Source organism: Yersinia antarctica (genome assembly GCF_056636475.1).
On the sequence record NZ_JBSJQF010000001.1, the window covers coordinates 2,889,497 to 2,901,759 of the forward strand.

Genomic DNA, 12,263 nt, shown 5'->3' on the forward strand with positions numbered 1-12,263 from the left:
CCAGCCGCTGCAACGCCAATTACGTTGAGTGTACAATCAAGGTGAGGTGGAATAGGTGCCGGTGGATAACGCGGTTTCCCAGTTAAGTAACAACTCAGTGAGTAACAATTCACGGTTGACACCGACGACAGATAGTAATTGATGACGGCATTTTGCCAGTTGTTGCGTTGACTGAAGCAACACCAGTGTGGTGGCTACGCGTGCCAACTGTTGTACCAGCGACAATTGATCCTGATTAACAGCAAACTCACCAGCACCTTGTTGCCATTTCAAAGCATCCAGCAGCAGCGAAGAGAGCCATTGGAGGCGTTCAGCTGCATCATCATGGTTCAACTGCACTAACAATGACAGTAGATCCGAACTGTTCAATGCACTACTGAGCGCGCTACACAGCGCAGTTCGTAGAGTCCAGCGCTCCGGTTGCAACAACCGCTCGGCTGCCAAGGGTGCGCCCTCACTCAATTTAAGCGCGGCCAGCGCCGTCACCGGTTCTGCTTGAGTCTGGCGTTGCAGCCATTGCAAACTGAGTGCGGTATCTGGGCAGGCTAAATACCAGTAAAAACAGCGGCTACGCAGCGTAGCTAACAAACTGGCGGGTTGATGGCAGTCCAGCAGGAAATAGGTTTTCTCCGGTGGCTCTTCCAAGGTTTTCAATAAGGCATTTGCCGCCGCATCGGTCAACAGTTCGGCGTGTGGCAACCACACCACCTTAGCCCCACCTTGTTGTGCATGGGAATAGAGCTTATCTATCTGCTGACGCACCAATTCGACCCCAATACTGCTTTTACCTTTTTCCGGTGCCAGTACATACCAGTCCGGGTGGTTACCCGCCAGCATTAAACGGCAGCTATGGCATTCACCACAACTTTTCTCACCTTGCCGCTGCTGGCACATCAGCCAGCGACTGAGGCCATAAATCAACGCCTCTTCACCATTACCGGGCAAGGAGTGGAGTAATAACGCGTGGTGCCCGCGCCCGGCAGTATGCTGCCCTATCAACTGGCGATAAGGGGCCGTAAGCCACGGATACCATTTCATTATGCGGTTTCCCGGCTGGCCAGCCATTGAGTCAGTACCCGGCTGATTGATGTGCTCACTTGCTCAAGAGATTGGGAGGCATCGATGGTTTTTATGCTGCTATCAGCGGCGGCCAGTTCGAGATAGCGTGCCCGCGTGCGTTCAAAAAAGGCCAGCGACTCTTGTTCAATACGATCCAACTCGCCACGGGCACGAGCGCGTGCTAAACCGACCACAGGCGGCAGATCAAGATACAGCGTTAGATCAGGGCGGAATTCACCCAATACGGTATCACGCAGTGACGTCATCAGTTGGCTATCAATGCCACGCCCTCCTCCCTGATACGCCTGAGATGAGAGATCATGGCGATCACCCACCACCCAACTGCCTCGAGCCAGCGCCGGTTTAATTACATTCTCAACTAATTGTACTCGCGCGGCATACAGCATCAGCACTTCGGCTTTATCTGTCAGGACTTCACCATCAATACCTTGTTTAATCAAATCACGCAGTTTTTCTGCCAATGGTGTCCCACCCGGCTCTCGGGTAAAAACAATATCGTTAATCCCTTGGGCGCGCAGCGTGGCAACCACGGTGTCTCTGGCGGTGGTTTTCCCTGCCCCTTCCAGCCCTTCAATAACGATAAATTTACTGTTCATTTTTATCCTTAAGCGATTGACGATAGACCCGTACCGCTTGGTTATGACTGGCTAAATTGGTGGTAAATGTATGCCCGCCCTTACCATCTGCCACAAAGTAGAGATAGGCGGTTTTGGCCGGATGCGCGGCAGCCGTCAGTGATGCCAGCCCCGGCATGGCTATTGGGGTGGGCGGCAAACCAGAAATCACATAGGTATTATAAGGTGTTGGTGTATCTAAGTCTTTACGACTAATGTTGCCATTATACTTGTCACCCATACCATAAATGACTGTAGGGTCAGTTTGCAGGCGCATACCAATCCGCAGACGGTTAATAAACACCGATGCGACTTTAGTGCGTTCTTCATTTACTGCGGTTTCTTTTTCGATGATAGATGCCATGGTGACCAGCTCACCCGGTGTCTTATAGGGTAAAGATTCCTCTCGCCCTTGCCAAATTTCATCAACCGTCTTTTCCATCTTCGCATGGGCACGTTTGAGTAAGGCCAGATCAGTCGTCCCGGCGGTATAGGAGTAGGTATCAGGATAGAGCCAACCCTCAGGGTGATCACTGTCTTTTAACCCCAGTAACACCGCAATCTCACTATCACTTTTGCCGGCCAAAACATGTTTTACGTATTTCGACTGCTGCAACTCATCCAGCCAGTCACGTAGCCGCTTGCCCTCAATAAAGCGCACGGTAAATTGTGCTTCTTTACCACTGGCGAGTAATTCCAGCATGCCGCGCACCGTCATGCCAGGGGTAAAACGGTAAGTCCCCGCCTTAAATTTTGCCAACTCAGGCTCTATACGTAACAGCCAGGGGAACAAACGGGTGTTTTTAATCACGTGGTCACGTTGCAGTAAATTCTCCAATGCGACCCGCCCCGTACCGGCGGGGAGTTTAAAGATGGTTTCTTGCTGGATAGCCAGCGGCTGGTCCGCAAAGTGTTGTATTTTCTGATAACCCAACAGCACTAATCCCAAACAGATAGCGGCAAAAAGGATTACAACTCGGGTGCTTTTTATTTTCATCGGGTGGCCATCTTCAAATTAAAGGTAGTCATCTACGCTATACATTAAAACCAACATGCTGCTGAGACCATCAGTTATGCATCGCAACAATACTGATTCAGGAAATCAAACAACTGACGCGAGTGATAAAGCCATTTATCGGCGCGGTTCACAGACAGTAGCGGCATCAGCGCGTTGCACACGATAATTTCATCCGCATCAGCCAGTGCCTCCAGTGGCTGCGCCACAATCGCTACCTGCTGCCCATGCCCGGCCAGACAGGTAATAATCATCTGGCGCATGATGCCATCAACACCCGACTGGCTTAAGTCCGGGGTAAATATTGCACCACCTTTACGCCAGAATAAATTAGCCGCACAGCATTCCACCAGCAGGCCCGCAGTGTCAAGCACCAGTGCCTCATCAGCCTCTGTCTGCTCAAGATGCGCACGAATCAACACTTGCTCAAGGCGATTCAGGTGCTTAACACCCGCCAGCAATGGGCTGCGAGCTAATGTCACCGGGCTTAATGCCAATGAAATACCCCGCTCACGCCAACTATGATAATGCGCCGGATAATCACTAAGCGAAATAATGCGCGTAGGGTGCTGACAAGCAGTACCGCTGTAGCCGCGCCCACCGCTACCCCGGCTAATAATCACTTTCAGTACCCCATCTTCAGTATGGTTTGCCGCCTCGACCATTTCCTTAGTCAAGGCATTCCAGTTTACTGTCGGCATCAACAAGCGTTCGGTTGCCTGTTGCAGGCGCAGTATATGTTTATCAAGCCACACTACCCGACCATGAGATACCCTTGCCGTCGTAAAGCAGCCATCACCAAACTGCACTGAGCGGTCTGACGCTGAAATCAAATTTTGCTCTATACCATTAATCCAGAACATTCAGACTCTCTTTAAATGGGAGGGGTATTGTTTGCCATACATTCAGTTGCTAAATATACCTTGCCAGTAAATATATACTGTACATAAATAAAAATTGTACATGGCGACAGTAGCAGATTTAGTCAATGGCTGTTTTCAGATTTATCTCTTATTAAGACAGTGATTATGGCGGGATGTTATCTCTTTCTTACTTGGCACTGTGGCGCGACGTTAGCGGTGACAGCACTCACGTTGAGCCATTAAGTGATGCGGGGTTAACCTAATAAAAGACCCGGAAAACCGGGCCTTTTTAGCAGCAGAAGCTTAACAGCAGAAGTTAGACCTTGCGGAAAACTAAAGAACCGTTAGTGCCACCGAAGCCGAAGGAGTTACACAAGGTGTACTCCATATCTTTTACCTGACGGGCTTCATGCGGAACAAAATCCAAATCACAACCTTCATCCGGGTTATCCAGATTAATGGTTGGCGGAATAGCTTGATCACGCAACGCCAGCACAGTGAAGATAGACTCAACCGCACCGGCTGCACCTAACAAGTGCCCAGTCATGGATTTGGTGGAACTGACCATCACTTTGCGGGCATCTTCACCAAATACAGACTTAACTGCCTGCGTTTCGGCTTTGTCGCCAGCAGGAGTCGATGTGCCATGGGCATTGATATAGCCGATTTGAGATGCGGTCACACCCGCATCACGTAATGCATTCACCATTGCCAGCGCTGCTCCTGAACCGTCTTCCGGTGGAGAGGTCATGTGATAGGCATCGCTGCTCATCCCAAACCCAACAACTTCAGCATAGATTTTTGCACCACGTTTCTTCGCGTGCTCGTACTCTTCCAGCACCATCATGCCTGCGCCGTCACCCAGAACGAAACCATCACGGTCTTTATCCCACGGGCGGCTTGCGGCTTGCGGATTATCGTTACGAGTAGACAATGCACGAGCGGCACCAAAACCACCGACACCCAGTGGAGTACTGGCTTTTTCAGCGCCACCTGCCAGCATGACATCCGCATCATTGTAAGCAATGATACGTGCCGCTTGACCGATGTTATGCACACCAGAAGTACAGGCAGTCGCGATAGAAATGCTCGGCCCACGCATACCACACATAATGGTCAGATGGCCGGCAATCATGTTAACAATGGTTGATGGCACGAAGAACGGGCTAATTTTACGTGGCCCACCATTCACCAGCGCAGTGTGGTTCTCTTCAATCAGACCCAACCCACCAATACCAGAACCAATAGCGGCACCGATACGAGGAGCATTAGCTTCGGTTATTTCAAGCCCTGAGTCTTGCATGGCTTGCATGCCAGCAACAATGCCGTACTGTATGAATGCATCCATTTTGCGTGCATCTTTACGCGAAATGAACTCTTCACAATTAAAATCTTTTACTAAGCCAGCAAATTTCGTTGCATAGGCACTAGTATCGAAATGGTCGATCAGGCTGATGCCACTCTGCCCGGCAAGAACAGCGTTCCATGTGGATTCTACTGTATTACCGACAGGAGACAACATGCCCAGTCCAGTCACAACAACTCGACGCTTAGACACGGTTGTCCTCCAAGGAGGGAAAATAACACTTAGGACAAAAAAAACTTAGGCGGTCGAGTGACCGCCTAACTATCTAAACTTAAAGCATGTTCGCTTACTGCTGGTTAGCGTTGATAAAATCAATAGCTGCCTGAACAGTAGTGATTTTCTCTGCTTCTTCGTCTGGAATCTCAGTATCAAATTCTTCTTCCAGAGCCATTACCAGCTCAACGGTGTCCAGAGAATCCGCGCCAAGATCTTCAACGAAAGAAGCACTGTTCTTCACTTCGTCTTCTTTAACACCCAGTTGTTCAACGATGATTTTCTTAACGCGTTCTTCGATAGTGCTCATACTCTTAAATTTCCTATCAAAACTCGCTTTCGCGATGGTTTTCGTAGTGTATAAAATGTTGAAAAAGATGCAACTAAATCTCGGCTGGTCAAACCACGATTTTACGCTATTTTGCGGTTTTCACCTCAAATAATGCAAATACTTTCGTGATTTTTAAATCATATACATGCCGCCATTGACATGTAACGTTTCACCAGAGATGTAGCTGGCCTCGTCAGAGGCTAAAAATGCAACAGCGCTGGCGATTTCTTTAGCTTGCCCAAGCCGGTTAGCTGGTACTTGGGCTAAAATGCCTGCGCGTTGTTCATCTGTCAACGCCGTCGTCATGTCCGTCTCAATAAAGCCAGGTGCCACAACGTTGACAGTAATGCCACGTGAAGCAACCTCACGCGCCAAAGACTTGCTAAAACCGATCAGACCCGCTTTAGCTGCCGCGTAGTTAACCTGCCCCGCATTGCCCATTGTCCCAACCACAGACCCGATGGTGATGATACGCCCAAACCGCTTTTTCATCATAGCGCGCATTACCGCTTTTGACAGGCGGAATACAGAAGTCAGATCGGTGTCAATAATATCTTGCCACTCTTCATCCTTCATACGCATCAGCAGGTTATCACGCGTAATACCTGCATTATTCACTAAAATATCAACTTCGCCAAATTCCGCACGAATCGCTGTCAAAACAGCATCGATTGACGCGGGTTCCACGACGTTCAACATATAGCCTTTGCCATTGCTACCCAGATAGGCACTAATCGCTTCTGCACCCTTCTCACTGGTCGCAGTGCCAATAACCCGGGCACCACGTTCGACCAATAATTCTGCAATCGCACGGCCAATCCCACGGCTCGCGCCGGTTACCAGCGCAATTTTTCCTTCGAAGCTCATGTTATCCTCTTTCTTAGTTTTCAAGCGCGCTGGTCAATGTAGCAACATCGTTTACCGGTGCTGCGGTTAAAGTATCCACGATACGCTTGGTCAAGCCAGTCAAGACTTTACCTGGCCCAACTTCTAACAGCAGCTCAATACCTTCTGCTGCCATAAATTCAACACTCTCAGTCCAACGTACCGGGTTGTAGAGTTGGCGCACCAGCGCACTACGGATAGCGTCTGGTGAAACTTCCGTTTTCACATCAACATTATTGACAACCGGGAACAATGGCGCCTGGAATTCAATGTTTTCCAGTGCTTCGGCTAACTTATCAGCCGCCGGCTTCATTAACGCACAATGAGATGGCACACTGACCGGTAAAGGCAAGGCGCGCTTGGCTCCGGCCGCTTCACAAGCAACCCCTGCGCGTTCTACTGCTTCTTTGTTGCCGGCAATCACGACCTGGCCTGGCGAGTTAAAATTGACAGGCGAAACAACCTGACCTTGTGCTGATTCTTCACAGGCTTTAGCAATGGATTCATTATCCAGACCTATGATGGCGTACATTGCGCCGGTGCCTGCTGGTACCGCTTCTTGCATCAGTTTGCCGCGCAATTCAACCAGAGTGATCGCCTGTTTGAAATCAATCACACCCGCGCAAACCAGCGCTGAGTATTCACCCAAGCTATGACCTGCCATCATTGTCGGCAGCTTGCCGCCTTGATGTTGCCAGACACGCCAAATTGCAACAGATGCCGCCAGCAATGCCGGTTGTGTCTGCCACGTTTTATTCAATTCGTCTGCCGGGCCTTGCTGCACTAGCTGCCAAAGGGAGTAACCCAGTACCGACGACGCTTCACTGAAAGTCGCTTCAACTATCGGAAATTGTGCCGCCAAATCGGCCAGCATGCCAAGGGATTGAGAACCCTGGCCTGGAAATACCATTGCAAATTTCGACATTCTGCTTTCCTGTTAAATCAAAAAAGGTACTGTTAAATCAAAAGCGAACCAGCGCAGAGCCCCAGGTAAAGCCACCGCCAAACGCTTCCAGCAGCACTAACTGCCCACGTTGAATACGCCCATCTCGCACCGCTTCATCCAGCGCCGCAGGGACAGATGCCGCAGAGGTGTTGCCATGACGATCAAGAGTTATCACCACTCTATCCATCCCCATGCCTAACTTCTTCGCCGTTGCGGTAATAATACGCAGGTTAGCCTGATGCGGCACTAACCAATCCAGCGCACTGCGCTCCAGATTGTTGGCCTGCAATGTCTCATCCACAATGTGGGCAAGCTCAGTCACCGCGACTTTAAATACTTCATTACCGGCCATGGTGACATAGGCTGGTTGCTCTTGTTTTTGGCGATCTTGGTACGGCAGTGCCAGCAACTGACCATAGCTGCCGTCGGCATGCAAATGGGTTGACAGTATGCCAGGCTGTTCAGATGCGCCTAAAACCACAGCACCTGCACCATCACCAAACAGAATAATCGTACCGCGGTCTTCTGGGTCCAGCGCGCGCGATAACATATCGGAGCCAATCACGATGGCATGCTTAACCGCACCACTTTTCACATATTGGTCAGCCACACTCAGAGCATAGGTAAAGCCCGCACAGGCTGCTGCCAAATCGAAAGAGGCTGCATCTTTAATACCCAGCATTTGCTGTACCTGACAGGCCGAGCTTGGGAAAGCATGGCTTGAAGAGGTGGTAGCAACAATAATCAGCCCAATCTGGTCCTTACTAACGCCAGACATCTCCAGTGCTTTTTCAGCCGCATGGAAACCCATGGTTGCGACTGTTTCATCCAGGCCGGCAATACGCCGCTCACGAATACCTGTACGGGTGACAATCCACTCGTCCGAAGTATCCACCATTTTTTCTAAATCAGCATTGCTGCGCACTTGTACGGGCAGATAACTCCCCGTACCGAGAATCTTAGTATACATGTACGATCAGTCACTCTTGGGTAATACCGCTTCAAGGCGCGCGGCTATCCGTTGAGGGACTTGCCGCTGCACCGCCTGCACCGCCTGTTCGATTGCGACTGCGAATGCACGTTGATTCGCCGCGCCATGACTCTTGATTACAATGCCCCGCAATCCTAACAGACATGCACCATTATACTGGTCGGGGTTCAAATGACCGAACCGTTTTGCCACACGTTTTTGCAGCCAGCGCCCAATGAGTTTAAGCCACCAGGACTGTTTACTGCCTTCGCCCGATGATTTGAGCAGTGACAAGAACATTCTTATCACACCTTCCATGGTCTTTAGAGTGACGTTACCCACGAAGCCGTCACAAACCATCACATCGGTCTTACCCGTAAGCAAATCATTGCCTTCCAGATAACCAATATAGTTGATCGCCGGTGTATTTCTTAATACTGCGGCGGCTTCGCGGATATTATCTAACCCCTTGGTTTCTTCTTCGCCGATATTGAGCAAAGCAACACGCGGGTTGGTAATACCGACAACTTCTTCTGCCATCACCGAACCCATGACAGCAAACTGCACCAACATTGTACTATCACATTCAACGTTAGCCCCTAAATCCAGCACCACCGTCTTGCTGCGTTGCTGGTTTGGGATGACAGTCATTAACGCCGGGCGCTCTATTCCATCTAATGGCTTAATCATCATCTTCGCCAGCCCCATCAAGGCTCCTGTATTCCCTGCACTCACACAGGCTGCCGCGTCCCCGTTTTTGACCAACTCCAGCGCTATGTGCATCGAGGTACCACGACTGGCACGAATAGCTTGTGAGGGTTTAGCATCGCTGGCAATAACATGCTCAGCAGGGATGACCTGTAACCTCACCAGCAACAAAGGATCGGCATTAACAAGTAACGGAGTGATGGTGTCGGGATTCCCGACCAGCAGGAGTTTAAGCCGTGGATTAGAGGCCAGTGCCTGCAATGAAGCAGGCACTGTGACGTGGGGACCGAAATCCCCACCCATTGCATCTAACGCTAGGGTTAGACAAGTCAAGGTATCGCCTTGCTAAAGATTAGCAAGTACTACTCAGCCGATAACCTTGCGGCCACGGTAGAAACCGTCGGCTGTGATGTGGTGACGCAGGTGAGTTTCACCGGAAGTTTTGTCCACAGACAGAGTGGCAGTGGTCAGCGCATCGTGTGAACGGCGCATGCCACGTTTGGAACGAGTTGGTTTGTTCTGTTGTACGGCCATTGACCTTACTCCTTAATTACTTTCTTTAAACTGGCTAATACGGCAAATGGATTCGGTTTCTCCACCTCTTCAGGCAGTTTACCAAATACCATGTCCGCCTCGGACACTTCACAGTGTTCAGAATCATGTACCGGAACGACAGGCAGTGAAAGAATAATTTCGTCTTCAATCATAGCCAGCAGATCAACTTCGCCAAATTCGTCGACTTCGATCGGCTCGTACGCTTCCGGTAATGCTTCAGCCTGCTCATCATTGACGACCGGGCTAAAACAATACGTTGTATGAACATGTTGTGCAAACGTGTTACTACAGCGCTGACACATCAATGTTACATCGACGTCCGCGTGACCTGTAATAACCGCCAGGCGCTGATTATCGATATTAAACGATAATGAGGCCACGACATCGCTGTCCACACTTACCACTGAATCGGCTACACGTGTAACCTGCTCAGGAGAATAGATACCTGCGTAATCTAAACGTTTCTGAGCGGTACGAACCGCATCAATGGTCAGGGGTAATTTTACCTTTTGCATAGGGCGCGCATATTAACTTTGTAACGACATAGAGTCAAAGAAAAAGGCCTTTTTACTGCACCTTTCACCAATATTCGCTTCCGAAGCGGCAGACAGTTTAAAATGCCTGATTAAATTACGCTACGGTTTATGGAAAATATTATGCTGCAACTGGTTCTTGCTTCAACCTCATCATATCGTCGGACTTTGCTGGAAAAGCTGCAATTACCTTTTGTTACTGCGGCACCACAGACCGATGAAAGCCCACAGGCAGGTGAAGAAGCCAGCGCGCTAGTGCAGCGGTTGGCGAGTACAAAAGCACAGGCACTGGCGGGGAGTTTTCCACAACATCTGATAATCGGCTCTGATCAGGTCTGTGTCATTGACGGATTAATCGTCGGGAAACCCCACAATTATGCAAACGCAATGAAGCAATTGCAGCAGGCCAGTGGACAATGTGTCACTTTTTATACCGGTCTGGCCCTATTGAATACAGCAACCAACAGCATTAACTGCCTGTGCGAAACTTTTGACGTTTATTTCCGAACGCTAAGTGAAGCAGAAATAGACGGTTATTTGACGCGAGAGCAACCATGGGATTGTGCCGGCAGTTTTAAAAGTGAGGGATTGGGTATTACCCTATTTGATAGATTATCAGGCCGCGACCCAAATACACTTATCGGTCTGCCGTTAATCGCCCTCACCGAGATGCTGATTGAGCAAGGAGTAAATCCGCTCCTGTAAATACTGCATAACAAAACAGGGCGCAATTGATACTTGCACCCTGTTACTTCAATTATTTATTACGGCAATTTATTTTTCTGCTGCTTTCTTTCGTAATATCAACAAACAGTGGCGTAACTGATTATCCAGTGGCGCTTCAATGCGCATGGTTTCACCGCTATTGGGATGCTCAAAACGTAATGCCGCCGCATGCAGGAATAAACGATGCAGCCCGGTTCCTTGCAATTGTTGATCAAATTCACGGTCGCCATAGCGATCATCAAAAGCAATTGGGTGACCCGCATGGAGCGCATGTACGCGGATCTGGTGAGTACGACCAGTAATCGGGCTGGCCTTGACCAAGGTTGCATGCTCAAAGCGCTCTTCAACTTTAAAACGCGTTTCTGACGGTTTGCCCTCGCTGCTGACTTTCACCACTCGCTCGCCACTTTGTATAATATTCTTCAACAAAGGTGCCTGCACCGCTTTACAGTGAGATTGCCATTGACCACGAACCAATGCCAAATAGTCTTTCTGCATCCCTTTTAACCGCAGTTGCTCATGCAAAGAACGCAGCGCAGAGCGTTTTTTCGCTACCAATAAGACACCGGAGGTATCACGGTCAAGGCGATGAACCAATTCAAGGAAGCGGGCTTCGGGGCGCAATGCACGCAAGGCTTCAATAACACCAAAACTCAAACCACTGCCACCATGAACCGCCGTGCCAGAAGGCTTGTTCAACACCAACAGATAGTCATCTTCAAATAAAATACAGTCGGCCAACGCCGCAACTTTATCAAGTTTGGCAGAGACCTGAACCTCTTCGCGCTCAGCGACGCGCACTGGCGGTATCCGGACCACATCCCCGTCAACCAGTTTATATTCTGGCTTAATGCGCCCTTTATTAACGCGAACCTCACCTTTGCGCACGATGCGGTAGATCATACTCTTTGGCACACCTTTCAATTTAGTGAGCAAAAAGTTATCGATCCGCTGACCAGCTTCGTCGGCAGAAATGGTGATTAATTGTACTACTGGATTATTCGTTTTCATGGTGCGCGATTCTAAATACACCGAGGAATTAGCGCCACCCCTTTTTCTGTGCTTAACTGTCAGTCTGGCTATTTAAAGATAACGTTTGCGCGCATTTATTGTTTAATAAGACAACGATAGCCGCCAACGCTGTGAAAACAGTAAAAGAATCTTTACGTAGACAGGTAAAGTCATCTTGCTATATCAGTGTCAGCAATGGAATAATGTCACTAATTCTGCGTTGATTCTCGTTAGACCAAGAGACTTGTGGAATAATAAACTTTGCCTGATCACACAAAAACGCAGCAATGGCGTAAGACGTAATGTGAAATCAAGCAATTAGCGGGCTGCGGGTTGCAGCTTGGCCGGCAAGTGGGTCTGCTCTGTTGTCTTATATTCAGAAGCGCCCCTTTATATAAAAGCGCTGTTTTTCAGAAAGAAACACAGGCTTACCGAAATAATGCGCCC

The 12,263-nt window shown here is 49.3% G+C and carries 14 protein-coding genes; 1 reads left to right on the plus strand and 13 read right to left on the minus strand.

Features of this window, described 5'->3' with window-relative positions; translation table 11 throughout:
- Nucleotides 1-36: 36 nt before the first annotated feature.
- The 12 genes from holB to yceD all read right to left on the minus strand — a co-directional run bounded on the left by holB (nucleotide 37) and on the right by yceD (nucleotide 10,061).
- Entirely contained in the window at nucleotides 37-1,038 is a 1,002-nt protein-coding gene (gene holB / locus ACWJJO_RS13500; RefSeq protein WP_083158527.1) for a DNA polymerase III subunit delta', read from the minus strand.
- Complete coding sequence (gene tmk / locus ACWJJO_RS13505; protein ID WP_083158526.1) at nucleotides 1,038-1,676, minus strand: dTMP kinase; 639 nt, start codon at nucleotides 1,674-1,676, stop codon at nucleotides 1,038-1,040. The genes holB and tmk overlap by 1 nt, the downstream gene beginning before the upstream one ends.
- The gene (gene mltG, locus ACWJJO_RS13510; RefSeq protein WP_083158525.1) at nucleotides 1,666-2,691 is read right to left on the minus strand and encodes an endolytic transglycosylase MltG; all 1,026 of its coding nucleotides are present in this window, start codon (nucleotides 2,689-2,691) and stop codon (nucleotides 1,666-1,668) included. The genes tmk and mltG overlap by 11 nt, the downstream gene beginning before the upstream one ends.
- Before the next feature lie 74 nt (nucleotides 2,692-2,765).
- Entirely contained in the window at nucleotides 2,766-3,572 is an 807-nt protein-coding gene (gene pabC, locus ACWJJO_RS13515; protein ID WP_372569287.1) for an aminodeoxychorismate lyase, read from the minus strand.
- Nucleotides 3,573-3,888: 316 nt separating this feature from the next.
- A complete protein-coding gene (fabF, locus tag ACWJJO_RS13520) occupies nucleotides 3,889-5,130 on the minus strand; it encodes a beta-ketoacyl-ACP synthase II (RefSeq protein WP_372569288.1) in 1,242 nt (413 codons plus the stop codon).
- 94 nt (nucleotides 5,131-5,224) lie between these two features.
- Nucleotides 5,225-5,461: an acyl carrier protein gene (gene acpP, locus ACWJJO_RS13525; RefSeq protein WP_002220787.1), complete on the minus strand. Its 237-nt coding sequence runs from the start codon at nucleotides 5,459-5,461 to the stop codon at nucleotides 5,225-5,227.
- A 153-nt stretch (nucleotides 5,462-5,614) separates the two neighbouring features.
- Nucleotides 5,615-6,349, minus strand: a complete 735-nt coding sequence (gene fabG, locus ACWJJO_RS13530) for a 3-oxoacyl-ACP reductase FabG (RefSeq protein ID WP_083158522.1) — start codon at nucleotides 6,347-6,349, stop codon at nucleotides 5,615-5,617.
- Between the two features lie 13 nt (nucleotides 6,350-6,362).
- Nucleotides 6,363-7,292 (minus strand): ACP S-malonyltransferase, encoded by a 930-nt coding sequence (fabD, locus tag ACWJJO_RS13535; RefSeq protein ID WP_481091136.1) that lies wholly within the window; start codon nucleotides 7,290-7,292, stop codon nucleotides 6,363-6,365.
- Nucleotides 7,293-7,329: 37 nt separating this feature from the next.
- Complete coding sequence (locus tag ACWJJO_RS13540; RefSeq protein WP_083158520.1) at nucleotides 7,330-8,283, minus strand: beta-ketoacyl-ACP synthase III; 954 nt, start codon at nucleotides 8,281-8,283, stop codon at nucleotides 7,330-7,332.
- Nucleotides 8,284-8,289: 6 nt separating this feature from the next.
- A complete protein-coding gene (plsX, locus tag ACWJJO_RS13545) occupies nucleotides 8,290-9,324 on the minus strand; it encodes a phosphate acyltransferase PlsX (RefSeq protein ID WP_481091137.1) in 1,035 nt (344 codons plus the stop codon).
- A gap of 33 nt (nucleotides 9,325-9,357) precedes the next feature.
- A complete protein-coding gene (rpmF, locus tag ACWJJO_RS13550) occupies nucleotides 9,358-9,525 on the minus strand; it encodes a 50S ribosomal protein L32 (protein ID WP_002210931.1) in 168 nt (55 codons plus the stop codon).
- A gap of 5 nt (nucleotides 9,526-9,530) precedes the next feature.
- On the minus strand, nucleotides 9,531-10,061 hold the full coding sequence (gene yceD / locus ACWJJO_RS13555) for a 23S rRNA accumulation protein YceD (protein WP_083158518.1): 531 nt from the start codon (nucleotides 10,059-10,061) through the stop codon (nucleotides 9,531-9,533).
- Between the two features lie 141 nt (nucleotides 10,062-10,202).
- Between yceD and ACWJJO_RS13560 the strand changes: the two genes are divergently transcribed.
- Nucleotides 10,203-10,784 (plus strand): Maf family protein, encoded by a 582-nt coding sequence (locus ACWJJO_RS13560; RefSeq protein WP_481091138.1) that lies wholly within the window; start codon nucleotides 10,203-10,205, stop codon nucleotides 10,782-10,784.
- 69 nt (nucleotides 10,785-10,853) lie between these two features.
- Here the strand turns inward: ACWJJO_RS13560 and rluC are convergent, their stop codons facing one another.
- Nucleotides 10,854-11,816, minus strand: a complete 963-nt coding sequence (rluC, locus tag ACWJJO_RS13565; RefSeq protein ID WP_083163572.1) for a 23S rRNA pseudouridine(955/2504/2580) synthase RluC — start codon at nucleotides 11,814-11,816, stop codon at nucleotides 10,854-10,856.
- Between the last annotated feature and the right edge of the window lie 447 nt (nucleotides 11,817-12,263).

Excerpts from the sequence above, each read along its gene's own strand:
- holB (WP_083158527.1), bottom strand. The coding sequence starts at position 1,038 with ATGAAATGGTATCCGTGGCTTACGGCCCCTTATCGCCAGTTGATAGGG.
- tmk (WP_083158526.1), bottom strand. The coding sequence starts at position 1,676 with ATGAACAGTAAATTTATCGTTATTGAAGGGCTGGAAGGGGCAGGGAAA.
- mltG (WP_083158525.1), bottom strand. The coding sequence starts at position 2,691 with ATGAAAATAAAAAGCACCCGAGTTGTAATCCTTTTTGCCGCTATCTGT.
- pabC (WP_372569287.1), bottom strand. The coding sequence starts at position 3,572 with ATGTTCTGGATTAATGGTATAGAGCAAAATTTGATTTCAGCGTCAGAC.
- acpP (WP_002220787.1), bottom strand. The coding sequence starts at position 5,461 with ATGAGCACTATCGAAGAACGCGTTAAGAAAATCATCGTTGAACAACTG.
- fabG (WP_083158522.1), bottom strand. The coding sequence starts at position 6,349 with ATGAGCTTCGAAGGAAAAATTGCGCTGGTAACCGGCGCGAGCCGTGGG.
- fabD (WP_481091136.1), bottom strand. The coding sequence starts at position 7,292 with ATGTCGAAATTTGCAATGGTATTTCCAGGCCAGGGTTCTCAATCCCTT.
- ACWJJO_RS13540 (WP_083158520.1), bottom strand. The coding sequence starts at position 8,283 with ATGTATACTAAGATTCTCGGTACGGGGAGTTATCTGCCCGTACAAGTG.
- rpmF (WP_002210931.1), bottom strand. The coding sequence starts at position 9,525 with ATGGCCGTACAACAGAACAAACCAACTCGTTCCAAACGTGGCATGCGC.
- yceD (WP_083158518.1), bottom strand. The coding sequence starts at position 10,061 with ATGCAAAAGGTAAAATTACCCCTGACCATTGATGCGGTTCGTACCGCT.
- ACWJJO_RS13560 (WP_481091138.1), top strand. The coding sequence starts at position 10,203 with ATGCTGCAACTGGTTCTTGCTTCAACCTCATCATATCGTCGGACTTTG.
- rluC (WP_083163572.1), bottom strand. The coding sequence starts at position 11,816 with ATGAAAACGAATAATCCAGTAGTACAATTAATCACCATTTCTGCCGAC.